The sequence below is a fragment of the Pseudomonas sp. 8BK genome (assembly GCF_902506475.1).
GTDB classification, from domain to species: domain Bacteria; phylum Pseudomonadota; class Gammaproteobacteria; order Pseudomonadales; family Pseudomonadaceae; genus Aquipseudomonas; species Aquipseudomonas anguilliseptica.
The window spans coordinates 4,161,399-4,179,932 of sequence record NZ_LR733252.1 but is presented as its reverse complement, the minus strand read 5'-3'; the positions used below and the strand labels follow the sequence as shown (position 1 = coordinate 4,179,932).

The window sequence follows — 18,534 nt, the reverse complement described above, 5'->3', positions numbered from 1 at the left end:
AGTGACATGTCGCAGAGAGAACAGGAATGACGACGCAACAGTATGTTGGTGTCGCATATCTATAAAAGTACGAGAAAAGCATGGCAAGGCGCCGCTATCGTCGGATAACGGCGCTGCTTTTGTTTGTAGCAGCTGATGCTTTTCTTTGGGGCCTGCTCAAAGTCTTGCGAGCTAGAGTCATGCAAGGCAAAAACAGGTGAGGACGCGGAGTGTACGAGCTGTACATGAGCATTCCGAGCCTGTTTTTAACGCAGCAGGGCCGACGCGCAGCAAACTTTGCGCTGGTCCTCAGGGCATCTGTACTTCGATTACGCCATCGGCGTTGATGTTGACCTGGCTGGTGCCGGCTTCGATCTCCGGCGTCACCGCCGCATCCATCATCGCCGCACCTTTCATAGCCTCCATACGCATCGGCATCGGTGGCTGGAAGCCACCGGTGTTGAGGCTCAGGCTGACCAGCTTGTAACCGCTGCCGCCGAGGGCTTCGGTGGCCAATTGTGCGCGGGCCTTGAAGGCTGCCACGGCGTCCTTGAGCAAGGCGTCTTCGTGGGTCTTGCGGGTGTCCGAGGCGATGCTGAAGTTCATTCCACCCATTTTCAGGGTTTGCAGCATTTCCCCGGTGAGCTTGGACAGTGCGCTGAAATCGGCGCTTTCCAGGCGCAGCTCAGCGCGCTCGCGCCAGGCAGTAATTTTCTGGCCCTTGTCGTCGTACACCGGGTAGCTGTTGCGGCTGCCGGAGGCGACGCTGACGCCTTTGACCTTGCGCGCCTGGGCGATGCTGGCATTCAGGGTCTTGCTGATCTGCGCGGCGAGGGCGGCTGGGTCGCTGTCCTGGGCTTCGCTGTAGAGGGTGACGTGCATCAGGTCGTGGGCAATTTCCTGAGTGACCTCGGCGCGCAGTGCGACCTGGTTATAGCGCGCTTCTTCGGCCATGACCGTGGCGCTCAGCAGGGTGGTGGTGCTCAGCAGCAGGGCGGTGGCGAGGCGGGACAATGGCAGCATGACGATTCCTTTATATGTTGGGCGCATGGGGTATGCGCGGCTTTCCAGAGGGTAGACGTAGCTATCAGACTGAACGGGTTAAATCCGGTTCCACATTTTTACGGCCGGTTATTTATAGCGGTCACCTTGCACGCTATTGAACGTGGCTCCGTGCAATTTGCCTTGCAGCTGGCTTGCTGCGGCGTGTTGCCGCAGCTGGCTGTACAGAGGCTTGGTTATACTCCTGCGGCTCGCTGAATGAGCAACTTGGAGATTCTATGCTCGCACCTGTGCAGCTACTGTCGGCGAGCCGGCAAAACCTCTGGCGCCTGACCCTGATCCGTATTCTGGTGCTGGCCGCGCAGGCCGGTTCTGTGGGGCTGGCCTACAAGTCTGGCGCGTTGCCGCTGCCCTGGCTGGAGCTGAGTGTCACCCTCGGTATTTCCCTGGTGCTGTGTCTGCTGACCGCCCTGCGTCTGCGTGGGCCCTGGCCGGTGACCGAGCAGGAATATGCGGTGCAGCTGGGCTGCGACCTGATCATCCACAGCCTGCTGCTGTATTACTCGGGTGGCTCGACCAACCCCTTCGTCTCCTATTACCTGGTGCCGCTGACGATTGCCGCAGCGACCTTGCCCTGGCTCTACACCATCATCCTGTCCGGCCTGGCGCTGGGTGGGTACACCTTTCTGCTGGTCTGGTCGCACCCGCTGGAGTTGCCGGCGGGGCCACGGGAAAGCCTGTTGATCTACGGTATGTGGCTGAGCTTTGCCCTGGCCGCTGGGCTGATCACCTTCTTCGTGGCGAAGATGGCCGAGGAGTTGCGCCATCAGGAAGAACTGCGCGCCGAGCGCCGTGAAGAAGGCTTGCGTGACCAGCAGCTGCTCGCCGTGGCGACTCAGGCCGCTGGAGCTGCGCATGAGTTGGGTACGCCGCTGGCGACCATGAGCGTGCTGATCAAGGAGTTGCGCCGCGAGCATCAGGAGCCGACTCTTCAAGAGGACCTGGCGGTGCTGCAGGAGCAGGTCAAGCTGTGCAAGGAAACCCTGCAACACCTGGTGCGTGCCGCTGAAGCGGATCGCCGTCAGGCGGTGATTGAGCTGTCGTCAGTCGAGTGGCTGGAAACCACCCTCAATCGCTGGCACCTGATGCGCCCGGAAGCCAGTTATCGCTACCAGTGTCTGGGCCGTGGCGTCCCCCCAAAGATGATGCCGCCGGCCGATCTGACTCAGGCTCTGCTCAACCTGCTGAATAACGCGGCCGACGCCTGCCCGGACAAGCTGGACATTCGCCTGGACTGGGATCACCAGTGGCTGCGCCTGAGCATTCGTGACTTTGGCGCCGGTGTGCCGCTGGCGATTGCCGAGCAACTGGGGCGGCCTTTTTTCACCACCAAGGGCAAGGGTTTTGGTCTGGGCCTGTTCCTCAGCCAGGCCAGCGTCACCCGTGCCGGCGGCACGGTTAAACTGTATAACCACGAAGAAGGCGGCACGCTCACCGAGCTGAAATTGCCGCGCGCCTATGGCCGAGCTTAAGGAACTACGCGAATGAGCGACGAAGTGCTGTTCGAAGGCGAAGAGCAACCGCACCTGCTGTTGGTCGACGACGATCCGACTTTCACCCGCGTGATGGCTCGCGCCATGAGTCGGCGCGGCCTGCGTGTGTCCACCGCCGGTTCGGCGGAAGAAGGCCTGGCTCTGGCTGAGCAGGATCTGCCGGATTACGCGGTGGTTGATCTGAAGATGGAAGGCGACTCCGGTCTGGTGCTGCTGCCCAAGCTACTGGAGCTGGACGCCGAAATGCGCGTGGTGATCCTGACCGGCTATTCGAGCATTGCCACCGCGGTGGAGGCGATCAAGCGTGGCGCCTGCAACTACCTGTGCAAACCGGCCGATGCCGATGATGTGCTGGCCGCGCTGCTGACCCAGCATGCCGATCTGGAAAGCCTGGTGCCGGAAAATCCGATGTCGGTGGATCGCCTGCAGTGGGAGCATATTCAGCGCGTGCTCAGTGAGCACGAAGGCAATATCTCCGCCACCGCCCGCGCCCTGGGCATGCATCGACGCACCTTGCAGCGCAAGTTGCAGAAGCGTCCGGTACGCCGTTAAAGGCTGTTTTTAAGCCTGCCTTCTAGTGACGGTCACCCTGCGGGCCGTCGCTGTATGAAGTTAAAAGCACGCCCTGCGTTTTTTCTTGCATGAAAGGTTGCTGAAAGCTTTCCGTCGGTAAGCCTTGTTACATTAGCCCCCTATCTAACTGGTCAGGGGCTGCCATGCTCGCCGTCGTTCAGCAAACCATCAGCGTTACCGCTCCGGTGTTCTCCATGCTGTTTCTTGGCGTGGGGCTCAAGCGTCTGGGCTTGATTGATACGGCCTTTATCAACACCGCATCGGCGCTGGTTTTTCGCGGTACGCTGCCCACCCTGTTGTTTCTCGGGATTGTAAAAGCCGACCTGAATACTGCGTTACAGCCGGCGTTGTTGCTGTACTTCGTGTTGGCGACCCTGGGCTGCTTTCTGCTGGCTTGGGGCTGGGCAATCCTGCGTTGCCCAGAGGCGGATCGCGGCATCTACACCCAGGGCGCATTTCGCGGCAACAACGGCATTATCGGCCTGGCGCTGGCCACCAGCATGTACGGTGATTACGGCCTGTCGGTCGGCGCGGTGCTCGGCGGGGTGGTGATCCTCAGCTACAACACCCTGTCGGCGATTGTGCTGGCGATCTACAGCCCAGAGGCCAAGACCGATGTCTGGAGCCTGACCAAGAACATCCTCAGCAATCCGCTGATCATTGGCGTGCTGGCGGCCATTCCCTTTGCCGCCTGGCAGATTCCCCTGCCGGCCTGGTTGCTGACCTCCGGGGAATATTTTGCGCAGATGAGCCTGCCGCTGGCGTTGATCTGCATTGGCGGCACCCTGACCCTGGAATCGCTGCGCGAGAGCAGTGGCATGGCGATCAGCTCAAGCCTGATGAAGGTGCTCTGGCTACCGCTGCTGGCCACCCTGGGCGCCTGGCTGTGGGGCTTTCGCGATGCTGATCTGGCGATTCTCTTTCTCTACTTCGCCAGTCCCACGGCGGCGGCCAGTTTTGTCATGGCCAAGGCGGTGGGCGGCAACCATCAGTTGGCGGCGGCGATCATTGTGCTGACCACTCTGGCCACGGTACTGACCACCAACCTAGGGTTATTTGTGTTGCAGTGGGCGGGTTGGATCTAGCCGCCGCACAGGCATAAAAAAGCCGGGCAATTCCCGGTTTTTTATTGTGCTGCAATCAGGCCTGTTGCTCGGCGATCACTTCCTGGGCCGCACGAAAGGCATCAATGGCGGCCGGCACGCCGGCATACACCGCGCAGTGCAGCAGCGTTTCGCGGATTTCTTCGACCGTGCAGCCGTTGTTCAACGCGCCGCGCACGTGGCCCTTGAGTTCCTGTGGGCATTTCAGCGCGGTCAGCGCCGACAGGGTGATCAGGCTGCGGGTCTTGCGATCCAGGCCTTCGCGGGTCCACACGCCGCCCCAGGCGTGTTCGTTGACGAAGTCCTGTAGCGGCTGGGTGAAGTCCGTTGCGTTATCCAGGGCGCGGTCGACAAAGGCGTCACCCATCACCTCACGGCGGACTTTCAGGCCTTGCTCGTGGCTGTTACTCATGCGGCTTTCCTCCTGATGGGCCGTCAGGCTTTCTGCTTGTGCCAGGCGCGGCCGGCGATGATCACCAGAGTCACGGCGGTCAGAGGCAGGGCGTAACCGAGCAGGGCATCACCGAACACTTCGGCGAACGGCCGGCCAGTTGACGACAGCACCAGGTAGACCGTGTAGGCCACGTAATAGGCAAGGAACAGCAGACCTTCCCAGCGGTTGATGCGGTAGCCGGCGAAGAAGATCGGCAAACAGGCCACGGCTACTGCAATCATCACTGGGAAGTCGAAGGCCAGGGCGTTGGCGGCGACGTTGATCGCCTGCGGCGAAACCAGCGAAGCCAGGCCCAGTACGCAGAGCAGGTTGAAGATATTGCTGCCGACGATATTGCCCACGGCGATATCGCGCTCGCCCTTGATGGCCGCCATGATCGAGGTGGCCAGTTCTGGTAGCGAAGTGCCGATTGCGACCACGGTCAGGCCGATCACCAGCTCCGAAATGCCCAGGGCGCGAGCCATGGTCACCGCGCCTTCAACCAGGAAGTTGGAGCCGCTGACCAGCAGTACCAGGCCGGCAATGATCAGGCCCAGATTGATGGCCCAGGCGTAGGGCTTGGCCGGCTCGTTGAGACCGAACTCCTTGGCGAACTCGTCGTCCTCATTGCTGCTCTTGTCGCGGCGCGAGCTGACAATCAGAAAGCCGGTGTAGGTCACTACACCGGCAAACAGCAGGGCGCCATCGAGGCGGCTGAGGCTACCGTCCCAGGCCAGGGCATAAACCACCAGGCTGGCACCGATCATGATCGGCACGTCCAGGCGGATCAGCTGGCGCGAGACGATCAGCGGCGCAACCACTGCAGTCAGGCCGAGAATCAGCAGCACGTTGGCGATATTGCTGCCGATTACGTTACCAATGGCCAGGTCGCCGCTATTGTTGAAGGCCGCTTGCACGCTGACGGCGGTTTCCGGGGCGCTGGTACCGAATGCCACTACGGTCAGGCCGATAATCAGCGGTGGAATACCAAACTGTGCGGCGAGTTTGGCCGCGCCGCGTACCAGTACCTCGGCGCCGGCGACCAGCAGCACCAGGCCGGCGATCAGATAAACAAAGGTCATCAGGGTCATTGCAAGGGGCTCCATAAAAGTCGCGCTAGTTTAATCATCGGCTTGCGCGGCGCCAGAGGCTGAGCGGTGCTGTCTACGGCTTCTTTGTAAACAGCTGTGTTCAGTCGGCCAGTTGTTCCACGCGCACCGGCACCACGCCGTCGCGCAGCATATCCAGCTGTTCGGCGGCTTTTTGCGAAAGGTCGATGATGCGCTTCTTGGCGTAGGGGCCGCGGTCGTTGATGCGCACCACCACCCGCTTGTCGTTGCGCAGGTTGGTCACCTGTACCCGGCTGCCAAACGGCAGGCTGCGATGCGCGGCGGTCAGCGCATTCTGGTCGAAGCGTTCGCCACTGGCGGTCTTGTTGCCGTGGTGGCGCGCGCCGTAATAGGACGCCTGGCCCTCGGCGCGGTAGCCCTGCGGGTCGACCTGGCTCTGGCTGGCGCAGGCGCTGAGCAGCAAGCTGGTGATGGCGATCAGTAACAGGCGCATGGCGACTCCTGGGCAGATTGGCGGCAGACAAAACAACGCCGGGCTGACCCGGCGTTGATAGAGCAAGCCATCCTTGGCTTGTAGGGAGTGCCGGCCCGACCATCCATGGTCGGTCGCTCGCCGGGCCAACGCATGCGTTGGCATGCTCTTAGAGCAGCCGGGGCTTAGCCTTCGAGCTTTTTCTTCAGCAGTTCGTTCACCTGGCCGGGGTTGGCCTTGCCTTTCGAGGCCTTCATCGCCTGGCCGACGAAGAAGCCGAACATCTTGCCGCGCTTGGCTTCATCAGCGGCGCGGTACTGTTCGACCTGTTCGGCGTTGGCGGCCAGCACTTCATCCAGCATGGCTTCGATGGCGCCGGAGTCGGTAACCTGCTTAAGGCCCTTCTTCTCGATCACTTCGTCAGCGCTTGCGCCTTCACCGGCGGCCAGGGCCTCGAAGACCATCTTGGCGATCTTGCCGCTGATGGTGTTGTCCTTGATGCGCAGGATCATGCCGCCCAGCTGGTCGGCGGAGACTGGCGACTGCTCGATGTCCAGGTTGTCCTTATTGAGCAGGCTGGACAGCTCGCCCATCACCCAGTTGGCGGCCAGTTTGGCGTCGCCGCACACGGCGTTGACCGCCTCGAAGTAGTCGGCCAGTTCGCGGCTGGCGGCCAGCACCGTGGCGTCGTAGGCGGACAGGCCGAACTGCGCCTCGAAGCGCTCGCGCTTCTGCACCGGCAGCTCCGGCAGGCTGGCGCGCACTTCGTCGAGGAAGCTTTGCTCGATCACCACCGGAAGCAGGTCAGGGCAGGGGAAGTAGCGGTAGTCGTTGGCTTCTTCCTTGCTGCGCATGGAGCGCGTCTGATCCTTGTTCGGGTCGTACAGGCGGGTTTCCTGCACCACCTTGCCGCCGTCCTCGATCAGCTCGATCTGGCGCTGCACCTCATGGTTGATCGCCTTCTCGATGAAGCGGAACGAGTTGACGTTCTTGATCTCGGCGCGGGTGCCGAACTCGGCCTGGCCCTTGGATCGTACCGAGACGTTGCAATCGCAGCGCAGCGAGCCTTCGGCCATATTGCCGTCGCAGATGCCCAGGTAGCGCACCAGGGCGTGGATCGCCTTGACGTAAGCCACGGCTTCCTTGGCAGAACGGATGTCCGGCTCGGAGACGATCTCCAGCAGCGGCGTGCCGGCGCGGTTGAGGTCGATGCCGCTCATGCCGTGGAAGTCTTCATGCAGGCTTTTGCCGGCGTCCTCTTCCAGGTGCGCGCGGGTGATGCCGATGCGCTTGCTGGTGCCGTCTTCCAGGGTGATATCGAGGAAACCCTTGCCGACGATGGGGTGATCCATCTGGCTGGTCTGGTAGCCCTTGGGCAGGTCCGGGTAGAAGTAGTTCTTGCGGGCAAAGATGTTGTGCGGGGCGATTTCGGCATCAATCGCCAGGCCGAATTTGCAGGCCATGCGCACCGCTTCGGCGTTGAGCACCGGCAGGGTGCCGGGCATGCCGAGGTCTACCAGGCTGGCCTGGGTGTTGGGTTCGGCGCCAAAGGCGATAGCGCTGGCGGAGAAAATCTTCGATTGGGTGCTGAGCTGAGCGTGAATCTCCAGCCCGATTACGGTTTCCCATTGCATGCGTGTCGTCCTCAGAATCCAGCCGGAGCTTGTGTGTGCCAGTCAGTAACCTGTTGGTACTGGTGGGCGACGTTGAGCAGGCGGCCTTCCTGGAAGTAGTTGCCGAGCAATTGCACGCCGACCGGCAAACCATCGACGAAGCCGGCAGGCATCGACAGGCCGGGGATGCCGGCGAGGTTGGCGGTGATGGTGTAGATGTCTTCCAGGTAGGCGGCGACCGGGTCGTTGTTCTTCTCGCCAAGCTTCCAGGCCAGGTTTGGCGTGGTAGGGCCGAGGATCACGTCGACGTCATTGAACGCGGCGACAAAATCGTTCTTGATCAGCCGGCGAATCTTCTGCGCCTTGAGGTAATAGGCGTCGTAGTAACCAGCGGACAGCGCGTAGGTGCCGACCATGATGCGACGCTTCACTTCTGCACCGAAGCCTTCGCCGCGCGAGCGCTTGTACAGGTCTTCCAGATTCACCGGGTTTTCGCAGCGATAACCAAAGCGCACGCCGTCAAAGCGCGACAGGTTGCTGCTGGCCTCGGCCGGAGCGATCACGTAGTAGGCGGGAATCGCGTGCTGCATATTCGGCAGGCTGATTTCCTTGACACTGGCGCCGAGCTTTTTCAGCGCTTCGACCACGGCCATTACCTTCTCGCCGATACGCGCGTCGAGGCCTGCGCCGAAGTACTCCTTCGGCAGGCCAATGCGCAGACCGCTCAATGGTTGGCTGAGGGCGGCCAGGTAATCATCGACCGGTTGCTCGACGCTGGTGCTGTCCTTGCTGTCGAAACCGGCCATGGCCTGCAGCATCAGTGCGCAGTCCTCGGCGGTACGGGCCAGCGGGCCGCCCTGATCGAGGCTGGAGGCGTAGGCGATCATGCCCCAGCGCGAGACGCGGCCGTAGGTCGGTTTGATCCCGGTGAGGTTGGTCAGCGCCGCCGGCTGGCGAATCGAACCGCCAGTATCAGTGCCGGTGGCCGCCGGCAATAGGCGCGCGGCCACTGCAGCGGCGGAACCGCCGGAAGAGCCGCCGGGTACGCGGCTCAGGTCCCAGGGGTTTTTCACCGCGCCGTAGTGGCTGGATTCGTTGGCCGAGCCCATGGCGAATTCGTCCATGTTCAGCTTGCCCAGGGTCACGGCGCCAGCACTGGCGAGCTTTTCCACCACCGTGGCGTTGTACGGGGCCTTGAAACCGGTGAGGATTTTCGAGCCGCAGCTGGTCAGTACGTCCTGGGTGCAGAACAGGTCCTTGTGAGCAATTGGTGCGCCGAGCAGGGCGCCGCTCTCACCGGCCGCGCGGCGGGCGTCGGCCGCTTTGGCCTGGCCCAGAGCCAGCTCCTCGGTGACGGTGATAAAGCTGTTGAGCTGCGGGTCGAGCTGCTTGATGCGCGCCAGCAGGCTGCGGCTCAGCTCTTCGGCGGAAAATTGCTTGTCGGCGAGTCCGCGGGCGATCTCTGCCAGAGTCAGTTGATGCATGGCTGGGCGTTTCCCTTACTCGATGACTTTCGGAACCAGGTACAGACCGTTTTCCACGGCTGGAGCGATAGCCTGATAGGCCTCGCGCTGGTTGTGTTCGGTGACCTGGTCGGCGCGCAGACGCTGAGTGGCTTCCAGCGGGTGAGCCAGTGGCTCGATGCCGTCGGTGTTGACGGCCTGCATCTTATCGATCAGGCCGAGAATGTTATTGAGGGTCTCGGTGGTAGCCGGGATATCGGCTTCATTCAGGCCCAGTCGGGCCAGATGAGCGATTTTCTCCACGTCGGAGCGTTCAAGCGCCATCAGGTTTCTCCCTATATAAAGCAGCGCAGTCGCTGGCCGCCTTTGGAAATGTGAACGGGTCGCCATGCACGGGTGCGCAGGGAACAGATCGTGACAGGTGGCGGTCAAAGGCCGCGATGATGGGCCTTAAAGCCCGGAAAAGCCGGCAATCTAACATATTGGTGCCTTGCTCAAAATCCCTGCCGTTGTTAGAGTTTGCCGCACTTTTTAGCAGCGCCTTTACCGCGCTTCGCCTTTACCCACGCGTTGCCTAGGGTCCCTATCCCATGTTCAAAAAACTGCGTGGCATGTTTTCCAGCGATCTGTCGATTGACCTGGGCACTGCCAATACCCTGATTTATGTTCGCGAGCGCGGCATTGTGCTGAATGAGCCGTCGGTCGTTGCTATTCGTACCCACGGTAACCAGAAAAGCGTGGTGGCGGTCGGAACCGAAGCCAAACGCATGCTCGGCCGTACCCCGGGCAACATTGCTGCTATCCGTCCAATGAAAGACGGCGTGATCGCCGACTTCAGCGTCTGCGAAAAGATGCTGCAGTACTTCATCAACAAGGTTCACGAAAACAGCTTCCTGCAGCCATCGCCGCGCGTGCTGATCTGTGTGCCGTGCAAATCCACTCAGGTAGAGCGTCGCGCCATCCGTGAGTCGGCCCTCGGTGCCGGTGCTCGTGAAGTGTTCCTGATTGAAGAGCCAATGGCGGCTGCCATCGGTGCTGGCCTGCCGGTTGAAGAAGCTCGTGGCTCGATGGTCGTCGATATCGGTGGTGGTACCACTGAAATCGCGCTGATTTCCCTTAATGGTGTCGTTTACGCAGAGTCTGTACGCGTCGGTGGCGACCGTTTCGACGAAGCAATCATCACCTACGTGCGCCGCAATTATGGTTCGCTGATCGGTGAATCCACCGCTGAGCGCATCAAGCAGGAAATCGGCACCGCCTACGCCGGTGGCGAACTGCGTGAAGTCGACGTCCGTGGCCGTAACCTGGCCGAAGGTGTTCCGCGCAGCTTTACCCTGAACTCCAACGAAGTGCTGGAAGCGCTGCAGGAATCCCTGGCGACCATCGTTCAGGCGGTGAAAAGCGCGCTGGAGCAATCGCCGCCAGAACTGGCCTCCGACATCGCCGAGCGTGGCCTGGTGCTGACCGGTGGTGGCGCGCTGCTGCGTGATCTGGACAAACTGCTGTCGCAGGAAACCGGCCTGCCGGTGATCGTCGCCGAAGACCCGCTGACCTGCGTAGCACGCGGTGGCGGCAAGGCTCTGGAAATGATGGATCGCCACACCATGGACCTGCTGTCCTCGGAATAAGCGCGACCGCTCCAAGTCTTGAGCTGCAAGCCGGGGTTCCCCGCTTGCAGCTTTTGTTTTGCTGCCTGACGCTGTGAGGAGCTGCCGATCAAACCACTATTTGCCAAAGGTCCTTCGCTGGGTGTGCGCCTACTGGTGTTCACTGTGCTGTCGGCTGCGCTGATGGTGGTCGATGCGCGCTTCACCTTGTTGCAGCCGCTGCGCGCGCAGCTGGGTCTGATTGTCGAGCCGGTCTACTGGATCGGTCGCTTGCCGGTGCGGGTATGGGAGAGCGCGACTCAGGAACTCAGCACGCGCAGCGAGCTGACCGCCGAGAACGAGAGGCTCAAGGCTGAGCAGCTCATGATGCAGCGCCGCCTGCAGAAGCTCGCAGCCCTCACCGAGCAGAACGTGCGTCTGCGCGAGCTGCTCAATTCGGCCGCCCTGGTCGATGACGAAGTGTTGGCCACCGAGCTGATTGGTATCGATCCCAACCCCTTTACCCACCGCATCCTGATCGACAAAGGCGAGAAGGACGGCGTAGTTCTGGGTCAGCCAGTGTTGGATGCCCGCGGCCTGATGGGCCAGGTGGTTGAGGTCATGCCCTACACCTCGCGGGTACTGCTGTTGACGGACACCACCCACAGCATTCCCGTGCAGGTCAATCGCAATGGCTTGCGCGCCATCGCCAGCGGTACCGGTAACCCGGAGCGTCTGGAGTTGCGCCATGTTGCCGATACGGCGGATATCAAGGAAGGTGATTTGCTGGTCAGTTCCGGTCTCGGTCAGCGCTTCCCGGCCGGTTATCCGGTGGCCATGGTTTCCGAGGTGATCCACGACTCTGGCCAGCCTTTTGCGATTGTTCGTGCGGTGCCCACCGCTACGTTGAACCGCAGTCGCTACATGCTGCTGGTGTTTACTGATCCGCGTACGCCGGAGCAGCGCGCGACCGAATCGGCGCAGGCGCAGGAAGCCCTGGATCGTGAAATTCTGCAGCAGGCGCAACCCGCGCAACCTGCGGCCGAAGCGCCAGTGGCGCCCGCCAATCCGCCGGAGGAAGCGCAATAATGGCCGCACGATCAAGCAATATCTGGGTGGTCTGGCTGACGTTTGCCCTGGCGCTGCTGCTTAGCGTGTCGAGTATGCCCAAGTTCATGGAGCTGGGCCGACCGCTGTGGTTGGCGCTGTTTCTGACCTATTGGGTGCTGGCTTTGCCGCATCGCGTGGGTATGACCACGGCCTGGGTCATTGGCTTGTTGGCCGATGTGCTGAATGGCAGTTTGCTGGGTCAGAATGCACTGATCCTGACTCTGATTACCTTTCTGGTGCTGACTCTGCATCAGCGTTTGCGCATGTTCCCCATGTGGCAGCAAAGTACCGTGCTACTGGTGGTGTTCGGTCTGGCGCAGCTGGTGCAGCTGTGGTTGAACGCCTTGACCGGCAGTCGCCCGCCAACCCTGGCGTTTGTCTTGCCGGCGCTGGTCAGCGCTTTGCTCTGGCCCTGGGTCTGCACGTTGCTGCGCGGGCTGCATCAGCGTCTGGGCGTCAATTAAGCGAGGCCGCTGGGCCTTGCGTTTATCCGACAGGGAGAAGTCAGCATGGCCACCCTCTACCTCGCCTCCGTATCGCCGCGTCGGCGTGAACTGCTGACGCAAATTGCTGTGCCCTTCCTCACGCAAATCGCTCCCGTCGATGAAAATGCATTGCCAGATGAGTCGCCAATCGCCTATGTAGAGCGTCTGGCTCGCGCCAAGGCGCAGGCTGGGCTGGCTGCATTGAGCGATACTGCGGATGCCGTGGTGCTCGGCGCCGATACGGCGGTGGTGCTCGATGGGCGGATTCTCGGCAAGCCTGTCGACCGCGACGATGCGTTGGCGACTTTGAATGCTCTGTCCGGACGTAGCCATCAGGTGCTGACGGCCGTGGCGCTGGTCAGTCGCGAACGGCTGGAGTCGCGGGTGGTCACAAGCCAGGTAACCTTCCGCGCGTTGACTCAGGTCGAAGTCGAGGCCTACTGGGCCAGCGGCGAGCCGCAGGACAAGGCAGGGTGTTACGGTATTCAGGGCCTGGCCGCAGTGTTTGTCAGCCAGTTGCAAGGCAGTTATTCGGCAGTGGTGGGGTTGCCGCTGTGTGAAACTGCTGCGTTGCTCGCAGAATTTGCTATTCCGTGCTGGCAGTCGCTGTCAGATCACAGTCAAGAGGTTGCGGGTCGCGGGTGAGTGACCGCCATTATCGGCGCAGTCCCTGGGCTTTCAGCTTTATCTCAGAAGAGATGAGCGCATGAGTGAAGAGATCCTGATCAACATCACGCCGATGGAATCGCGCGTGGCGGTGGTGGAAAACGGCGTGCTGCAGGAAGTGCACGTCGAGCGCACGCAGAAGCGTGGCATCGTCGGCAATATCTACAAGGGCAAGGTGGTGCGCGTGCTGCCGGGCATGCAGGCGGCCTTTATTGATATCGGCCTGGAGCGTGCGGCGTTTATTCATGCCGCGGAAATCTCCAGTCGCGAAGGCCCGGCCGTGGAAAGCATCAGCGCCCTGGTGCATGAAGGCCAGAGCCTGGTGGTACAGGTCACCAAGGACCCGATTGGCAGCAAGGGCGCGCGCCTGACCACCCAGCTGTCGATCCCTTCGCGCTATCTGGTGTATATGCCGCGCACGGCCCACGTTGGCATCTCGCTGAAGATCGAGGACGAAGCCGAGCGCGAGCGCCTGAAGCAGGTGGTGGCCGATTGCGTGGCCGCTGAAGGTATCGAGGAAAGCGGCGGTTTTATCCTGCGTACGGCGGCTGATGGCGCTGGTGCGGATGAAATCCTTGCCGACATCCGTTATCTGCGCCGGCTGTGGGAGCAGATCGCCACGCAGATGAAGGTCGGTTCTACGCCGTTGGTGATCTACGAAGACCTGTCCCTGGCGCTGCGTACCCTGCGTGACCTGGTCAACCCGAAGATCGAGAAGATCCGCGTCGACTCGCGGGAGACTTTCGGCAAGATCACCCAGTTCGTCGATGAGTTGATGCCGGAAATCGCCGACCGTCTGGAGCACTATCCCGGTGAGCGGCCGATCTTCGATCTGTATGGTGTCGAGGATGAAATCCAGAAGGCCCTGGAACGCAAGGTGCCGCTCAAGTCCGGCGGTTACCTGATCATCGACCCGGCCGAGGCGATGAGTACCATCGATGTGAATACCGGCGCGTTCGTCGGCCATCGCACACTGGAAGAAACCATCTTCAAGACCAACCTGGAAGCCGCCACCGCGATTGCCCGGCAGCTGCGCCTGCGCAATATCGGCGGGATCATCATCATCGACTTTATCGACATGGAAGATGAAGAGCACCAGCGCCAGGTACTGCGTACCCTGGAAAAGCAGCTGGAGCGTGACCATGCCAAGACCAATATCATCGGCATCACCGAGCTGGGCCTGGTGCAGATGACCCGCAAGCGCACCCGCGAAAGTCTCGAACAGGTGCTCTGCGAGCCTTGTAGTGCCTGTCAGGGGCGCGGCAAGCTGAAAACGGCGGAGACCACCTGCTACGAAATCTTCCGCGAAATTCTGCGCGAGGCGCGGGCCTATCAGCCGGAAGGTTATCGCGTGCTGGCCAATCAGAAAGTGGTCGACCGCCTGCTCGATGAAGAGTCGGGCAATGTCGCCGATCTCGAAGCCTTTATCGGTCGCACCATCAAGTTCCAGGTTGAAACCATGTATTCCCAGGAACAGTACGATGTGGTGCTGCTCTGATATGCGCGCTTGCCGCCTGGGCGTGAACTGAATGGCTGCGTTGGCGCGCGGGGTTACCCTGCTGCTGCGTACGGCATTGGGGCTGTGCGCTTTGACGCTGGTATTGGCGGCGCTGTATGTCAGCCTTGGGCGCGAGCTGGTGCCGCTGGTCGCCGAATACCGCCTGGAAGCCGAAGACAAGGCCCGTGAAGCGCTGGCCATGCCGGTGCAGATCGGTGCACTGGAAGGGCTCTGGCAGGGCTTTTCACCGGTACTGACCGCTCACGATGTGGCGGTCGGGGAGGGCGCAGGCGCCTTGCAGCTGGATCAGGTGCGCGTGGTACCTGATGTGCTGGCCAGCCTGCTGGCGCGGCAGTTGCGCATCGCCCGGCTTGAGCTGGATGGCGTGCAGCTGGTCGTGCAGCAAGCGGAAGACGGCAGCTGGGCGCTCAAGGGCTTGCCGCAACGCAATGAGCCTGCGCCGCTCGACCTGGCTCAGGTGCTGACACAGTCGCAGATGCTCAAGCGCCTGTCGTTGTTCAACAGCCAAGTCACCATACAGGCCTTCGATCAGCCGGCGCGGACTCTGACCTATGTAAACCTCACCCTGCGTAACGGTAGCGCGCGTCAGCGCCTGGACGGTCGCCTGCTGTTGCCCGATGGCCAGCCGCTGGCCCTGCAGTTGCGTACGCGCATAAGCGCCAAGCACTGGCAAGACGCCGAAGCCGAGCTGTATCTGAGTCTGCCGCAGAGCGATTGGGCCCCCTGGATACCGGCGAGCCTGTTGGCGCAATGGCGTCTTGAGCAGTTGCAGCTGGGCGGCGAGGTCTGGTTGAGCTGGGCCAAGGGCAGCGTGCAGCGAGCGGTCAGCCGCCTGCATGTGCCGCAGCTCAAGGCCGGCTATGCCGAGCGTGAGTCGGTGGCGTTGAATAACCTGGCGCTGAATGCCTATTTCAGCCGTACCGATCTCGGTTTCAAGCTGGTGCTGGATGACCTGGCCTTCAGTCGTGATGAGCTGCGTTGGGGTGAAGTACGCCTGGCGCTGACCCAGCAGGCGGAAAGCGCAGAAGTGCAGGAGCAATGGCTGCTGAGTGCCGATCGCCTCGACCTGGCGCCGCTGCAGCCTCTGGTAGAGGGGCTTGCGCCATTGCCTGAGAACGGCCTGGCACTGCTTGAGCAGCTCAAGCCGCATGGCGCGCTGCGCAATATTCAGCTCGACTACCGGCCGCGCCTGACCGATAGCAAGCGTCTGCAGTTCTCGGCCAATCTGGAGCGCATCGGCTTTGCTGCATGGCACGGCTCGCCTGCCGCAGAGAATGTCAGTGGCAGTGTCAGTGGTGATCTAAGCCAGGGTGAGCTGCGGGTTGATAGCGAAGACTTTTCCCTGCACCTCGACACTCTGTTCCCCAAACCCTGGCACTACCAGAAAGCCAATGCCTTGCTGACTTGGCAGATAAATGAGGAGGCCTTCACCCTGCGCAGCCCGTATCTGCAGGTGCTGGGTGAGGAGGGGCCGGCCGCTGGTGATTTCCTGATTCGCCTGCGCTTCGACCCGACGCAAGAAGACTATATGGACCTGCGCGTCGGTCTGCGTAACGGCGATGCGCGTTTCACCGAGAAATACCTGCCAAGTCGCGCGCCGGGAATGAGTGCCGATCTGGATGCCTGGCTGAAAAGTGCCATCCGTGGTGGCGCGGTTGATGAAGGCTATTTCCAGTACCAGGGCTCGCTGAACAAGGGCGCGGAAAATGCCTCGCGCAGCATCAGTCTGTTCTTCGCCGTGCATGACGCGGAGCTGGCCTTTCAGCCCGGTTGGCCGTCGCTGCGCGAGGGCCGTGGCAAGGTGTTGATCGAGGACAGCGGTGTGCGCGTCGAACTGGCTGAAGGACGTATTCTCGATAGCCAGGTGAGCAATGCCCAGGCGCTGATTGCCACTTCGTTGTCGGGTCAGCCGCCGCGACTATTGTTGACCAGTGACCTGAGCAGCAACGTGGATGATGCCCTGCATATCCTGCAGCAGACCCCGATTGGCACCGCAGAGACTTTCGCAGGCTGGACTGGCGCAGGGGCGCTGGCCGGCAAGCTCAAGCTCGATCTGCCGCTGCGCAAGGGCTTGGCTCCGGCAGTGGTGGTGGATTTCGCGACTGAAAGCGCGCAGCTCAGCCTGCCTAATCCGCCGCTGCAATTCAGTCAGCTAAAGGGCGCATTCCGCTACAACACCGCCAGTGGGCTCAGTGCCCCGGATATTCGCGCCCAGGTGCTTGGCCATGCGGTGCGCGCCAAGGCCATTGCCGAAGGGGCGCGGGGTAAAGCACGCAGCCGCATTGAGGCCGGCGGGCAGATCGCCGTCAAGGAACTGAGTACCTGGCTGGGAGTGACTCAGCCGCTGCCCGTCAGCGGCAATCTGCCGTATCTTCTCAGCCTGACTCTGGACGGCGCCGACAGTCAGCTGCTGGTCAATTCCAGCCTTAAAGGCGCGACGCTGGCGTTGCCGGCGCCGTTCGGCAAGACCGCTGCCGAGGAGCGCGCGACGCAATGGCGCATGACCCTGGGGAGCCGTGAGCAGCGCTACTGGCTGGATTACGCCGAGTTGCTGAGCCTGACCTTCGCCGCCAGCCCTGGCCAGTTCAACCAGGGCCGTGGAGAGATTCGTCTGGCCGATGGTGCGGCCAGCCTGCCTACCAGTCAGGGCTTGCGTCTGCGCGGGCGCGTGGCAGAGTTGGACTGGTCGGCCTGGCAGCAGGTGTTGCAGCCCTATGCCAGCGTGCCAATCGGTGATGCGCAGCGGCTGTTCAAGGGTGCCCAGTTGCGCATCGGCCGCTTCACCGGCTTTGGCATCAGCCTGGATGCGCTGGACGTGGCGCTGAAGCGCGATGCCGCAACCTGGGCGGTCAGCCTCGACAGCCCGCAGCTCAAAGGCCAGGTCGGCTTGCCGGATGCCCGTGAGCTGCCGATTGCGCTGACGCTCGACTATCTGCGCTTCCCGGCGGCAGAGAAGAAGGCCGCAGGCGAACCAGTGGTCGAGGCCCCTGATCCGCTGGCAAGCGTCGATCCGAGCAGCTTCCCGGCGCTGGACGTGCGTATTGCCGAGGTCTATCAGGGCATCGAGCCGCTAGGCAGTTGGGCACTCAAGGCGCGCCCGGTCAACTCCGGTGTGCATTTCAGCGAGTTGGACCTCAATCTCAAAGGCCTGAAGATTGGCGGCCGCGCCACCTGGCTAAACGCCGCAAGTGGCGTGCGCACGAGCTACAAGGGGCGCATGGGCGGCGCCGATCTGGCCGATGTGTTGATCGCCTGGGGCTTTGCGCCGACCGCCAGCAGCCGCGATTTTCATATGGATGTTGATGGTAATTGGCCAGGCTCGCCTGCCTGGTTCGGCCTGAAGCGTTTCAGCGGCACGCTGGATGCCTCGCTGCGCAAAGGTCAGTTCTCTGAGGTGGAGGGGCCCGCGTCGGCGTTGCGCGTATTTGGTCTGCTGAACTTCAACTCTATTGGCCGGCGCCTGCGTCTGGACTTCTCCGATCTGCTCGGCAAAGGCTTGAGTTATGACCGGGTCAAGGGGTTGCTGGTAGCTGATAACGGCGTCTTCGTTACTCGCGAGCCAATCACCCTGACCGGGCCGTCGAGCAATCTGGAGCTCAATGGCACCCTGGACATGGCCAATGATCGGATTGATGCCAAGTTATTGGTGACCTTGCCGGTGACCAACAACCTGCCACTGGCTGCGCTGATAGTCGGTGCGCCGGCCATCGGCGGGGCGCTGTTTATTGCCGATAAGCTGCTGGGTGACCGCGTGGCGCGCTTTGCCAGTGTGCAGTACGACGTCAAGGGCGCCTGGCAGAACCCGGATATCAGTTTCGACAAACCCTTCGAGAAACCTCAGTAATCCCCACGCGGCTGACATGCAGCCGTGCAGTCTGCCGGTATGGCTTGTAAGCTGAAGCCATAC

Annotated in this window: 16 protein-coding genes; 9 read left to right on the top strand and 7 right to left on the bottom strand. The window is 61.8% G+C overall.

Annotated features, from left to right (window positions below; translation table 11 throughout):
- Window positions 1–288: 288 nt before the first annotated feature.
- Window positions 289–1,002: an SIMPL domain-containing protein gene (locus ACIN8IBEIGE_RS19540; protein WP_160016111.1), complete on the bottom strand. Its 714-nt coding sequence runs from the start codon at window positions 1,000–1,002 to the stop codon at window positions 289–291.
- 257 nt (window positions 1,003–1,259) lie between these two features.
- On the opposite strand from ACIN8IBEIGE_RS19540, the gene ACIN8IBEIGE_RS19535 reads away from it, so the two are divergent.
- From ACIN8IBEIGE_RS19535 to ACIN8IBEIGE_RS19525, 3 genes are all read left to right on the top strand, one after another.
- Window positions 1,260–2,513 (top strand): ATP-binding protein, encoded by a 1,254-nt coding sequence (locus tag ACIN8IBEIGE_RS19535; protein ID WP_160016110.1) that lies wholly within the window; start codon window positions 1,260–1,262, stop codon window positions 2,511–2,513.
- Window positions 2,514–2,525: 12 nt separating this feature from the next.
- The gene (locus ACIN8IBEIGE_RS19530; RefSeq protein WP_090377146.1) at window positions 2,526–3,086 is read left to right on the top strand and encodes a response regulator transcription factor; all 561 of its coding nucleotides are present in this window, start codon (window positions 2,526–2,528) and stop codon (window positions 3,084–3,086) included.
- Between the two features lie 164 nt (window positions 3,087–3,250).
- Window positions 3,251–4,192, top strand: a complete 942-nt coding sequence (locus ACIN8IBEIGE_RS19525; RefSeq protein ID WP_160016109.1) for an AEC family transporter — start codon at window positions 3,251–3,253, stop codon at window positions 4,190–4,192.
- A 55-nt stretch (window positions 4,193–4,247) separates the two neighbouring features.
- On the opposite strand, the gene pcaC is transcribed toward ACIN8IBEIGE_RS19525, so the two are convergent.
- The 6 genes from pcaC to gatC form a co-directional block, all read right to left on the bottom strand.
- Window positions 4,248–4,622 carry a 4-carboxymuconolactone decarboxylase gene (gene pcaC, locus ACIN8IBEIGE_RS19520; protein WP_160016108.1) on the bottom strand — a complete coding sequence of 125 codons (375 nt, stop codon included), beginning with the start codon at window positions 4,620–4,622 and terminating at the stop codon, window positions 4,248–4,250.
- A 23-nt stretch (window positions 4,623–4,645) separates the two neighbouring features.
- Window positions 4,646–5,734 carry a calcium/sodium antiporter gene (locus ACIN8IBEIGE_RS19515; RefSeq protein ID WP_090377138.1) on the bottom strand — a complete coding sequence of 363 codons (1,089 nt, stop codon included), beginning with the start codon at window positions 5,732–5,734 and terminating at the stop codon, window positions 4,646–4,648.
- 100 nt (window positions 5,735–5,834) lie between these two features.
- Entirely contained in the window at window positions 5,835–6,206 is a 372-nt protein-coding gene (locus tag ACIN8IBEIGE_RS19510) for a septal ring lytic transglycosylase RlpA family protein (protein ID WP_160016107.1), read from the bottom strand.
- 164 nt (window positions 6,207–6,370) lie between these two features.
- Window positions 6,371–7,819, bottom strand: coding sequence for an Asp-tRNA(Asn)/Glu-tRNA(Gln) amidotransferase subunit GatB (gatB, locus tag ACIN8IBEIGE_RS19505; protein WP_160016106.1), 1,449 nt, complete (start codon window positions 7,817–7,819; stop codon window positions 6,371–6,373).
- 11 nt (window positions 7,820–7,830) lie between these two features.
- Window positions 7,831–9,282, bottom strand: a complete 1,452-nt coding sequence (gene gatA, locus ACIN8IBEIGE_RS19500; RefSeq protein WP_160016105.1) for an Asp-tRNA(Asn)/Glu-tRNA(Gln) amidotransferase subunit GatA — start codon at window positions 9,280–9,282, stop codon at window positions 7,831–7,833.
- Between the two features lie 15 nt (window positions 9,283–9,297).
- Window positions 9,298–9,585 (bottom strand): Asp-tRNA(Asn)/Glu-tRNA(Gln) amidotransferase subunit GatC, encoded by a 288-nt coding sequence (gene gatC, locus ACIN8IBEIGE_RS19495; RefSeq protein WP_160016104.1) that lies wholly within the window; start codon window positions 9,583–9,585, stop codon window positions 9,298–9,300.
- Window positions 9,586–9,851: 266 nt separating this feature from the next.
- Here gatC and mreB point away from each other — a divergent pair, with 266 nt between their 5' ends.
- From mreB to ACIN8IBEIGE_RS19465, 6 genes are all read left to right on the top strand, one after another.
- Window positions 9,852–10,889 carry a rod shape-determining protein MreB gene (gene mreB, locus ACIN8IBEIGE_RS19490; RefSeq protein ID WP_090255536.1) on the top strand — a complete coding sequence of 346 codons (1,038 nt, stop codon included), beginning with the start codon at window positions 9,852–9,854 and terminating at the stop codon, window positions 10,887–10,889.
- Window positions 10,890–10,976: 87 nt separating this feature from the next.
- Window positions 10,977–11,936, top strand: a complete 960-nt coding sequence (mreC, locus tag ACIN8IBEIGE_RS19485) for a rod shape-determining protein MreC (protein WP_160016431.1) — start codon at window positions 10,977–10,979, stop codon at window positions 11,934–11,936.
- Window positions 11,936–12,421, top strand: a complete 486-nt coding sequence (mreD, locus tag ACIN8IBEIGE_RS19480) for a rod shape-determining protein MreD (protein WP_160016103.1) — start codon at window positions 11,936–11,938, stop codon at window positions 12,419–12,421. Before mreC ends, mreD begins: the two co-directional genes overlap by 1 nt.
- Before the next feature lie 45 nt (window positions 12,422–12,466).
- Entirely contained in the window at window positions 12,467–13,087 is a 621-nt protein-coding gene (locus tag ACIN8IBEIGE_RS19475) for a nucleoside triphosphate pyrophosphatase (RefSeq protein WP_160016102.1), read from the top strand.
- A 61-nt stretch (window positions 13,088–13,148) separates the two neighbouring features.
- On the top strand, window positions 13,149–14,606 hold the full coding sequence (gene rng, locus ACIN8IBEIGE_RS19470; protein WP_160016101.1) for a ribonuclease G: 1,458 nt from the start codon (window positions 13,149–13,151) through the stop codon (window positions 14,604–14,606).
- A 31-nt stretch (window positions 14,607–14,637) separates the two neighbouring features.
- Complete coding sequence (locus ACIN8IBEIGE_RS19465) at window positions 14,638–18,471, top strand: YhdP family protein (RefSeq protein WP_160016100.1); 3,834 nt, start codon at window positions 14,638–14,640, stop codon at window positions 18,469–18,471.
- Window positions 18,472–18,534: the final 63 nt, after the last annotated feature.

Bases quoted from the DNA above. Each gene is read 5' to 3' on its own strand.
- ACIN8IBEIGE_RS19540 (WP_160016111.1), bottom strand. From the start codon at position 1,002: ATGCTGCCATTGTCCCGCCTCGCCACCGCCCTGCTGCTGAGCACCACC.
- ACIN8IBEIGE_RS19535 (WP_160016110.1), top strand. From the start codon at position 1,260: ATGCTCGCACCTGTGCAGCTACTGTCGGCGAGCCGGCAAAACCTCTGG.
- ACIN8IBEIGE_RS19530 (WP_090377146.1), top strand. From the start codon at position 2,526: ATGAGCGACGAAGTGCTGTTCGAAGGCGAAGAGCAACCGCACCTGCTG.
- ACIN8IBEIGE_RS19525 (WP_160016109.1), top strand. From the start codon at position 3,251: ATGCTCGCCGTCGTTCAGCAAACCATCAGCGTTACCGCTCCGGTGTTC.
- pcaC (WP_160016108.1), bottom strand. From the start codon at position 4,622: ATGAGTAACAGCCACGAGCAAGGCCTGAAAGTCCGCCGTGAGGTGATG.
- ACIN8IBEIGE_RS19515 (WP_090377138.1), bottom strand. From the start codon at position 5,734: ATGACCCTGATGACCTTTGTTTATCTGATCGCCGGCCTGGTGCTGCTG.
- ACIN8IBEIGE_RS19510 (WP_160016107.1), bottom strand. From the start codon at position 6,206: ATGCGCCTGTTACTGATCGCCATCACCAGCTTGCTGCTCAGCGCCTGC.
- gatB (WP_160016106.1), bottom strand. From the start codon at position 7,819: ATGCAATGGGAAACCGTAATCGGGCTGGAGATTCACGCTCAGCTCAGC.
- gatA (WP_160016105.1), bottom strand. From the start codon at position 9,282: ATGCATCAACTGACTCTGGCAGAGATCGCCCGCGGACTCGCCGACAAG.
- gatC (WP_160016104.1), bottom strand. From the start codon at position 9,585: ATGGCGCTTGAACGCTCCGACGTGGAGAAAATCGCTCATCTGGCCCGA.
- mreB (WP_090255536.1), top strand. From the start codon at position 9,852: ATGTTCAAAAAACTGCGTGGCATGTTTTCCAGCGATCTGTCGATTGAC.
- mreD (WP_160016103.1), top strand. From the start codon at position 11,936: ATGGCCGCACGATCAAGCAATATCTGGGTGGTCTGGCTGACGTTTGCC.
- ACIN8IBEIGE_RS19475 (WP_160016102.1), top strand. From the start codon at position 12,467: ATGGCCACCCTCTACCTCGCCTCCGTATCGCCGCGTCGGCGTGAACTG.
- rng (WP_160016101.1), top strand. From the start codon at position 13,149: ATGAGTGAAGAGATCCTGATCAACATCACGCCGATGGAATCGCGCGTG.
- ACIN8IBEIGE_RS19465 (WP_160016100.1), top strand. From the start codon at position 14,638: ATGGCTGCGTTGGCGCGCGGGGTTACCCTGCTGCTGCGTACGGCATTG.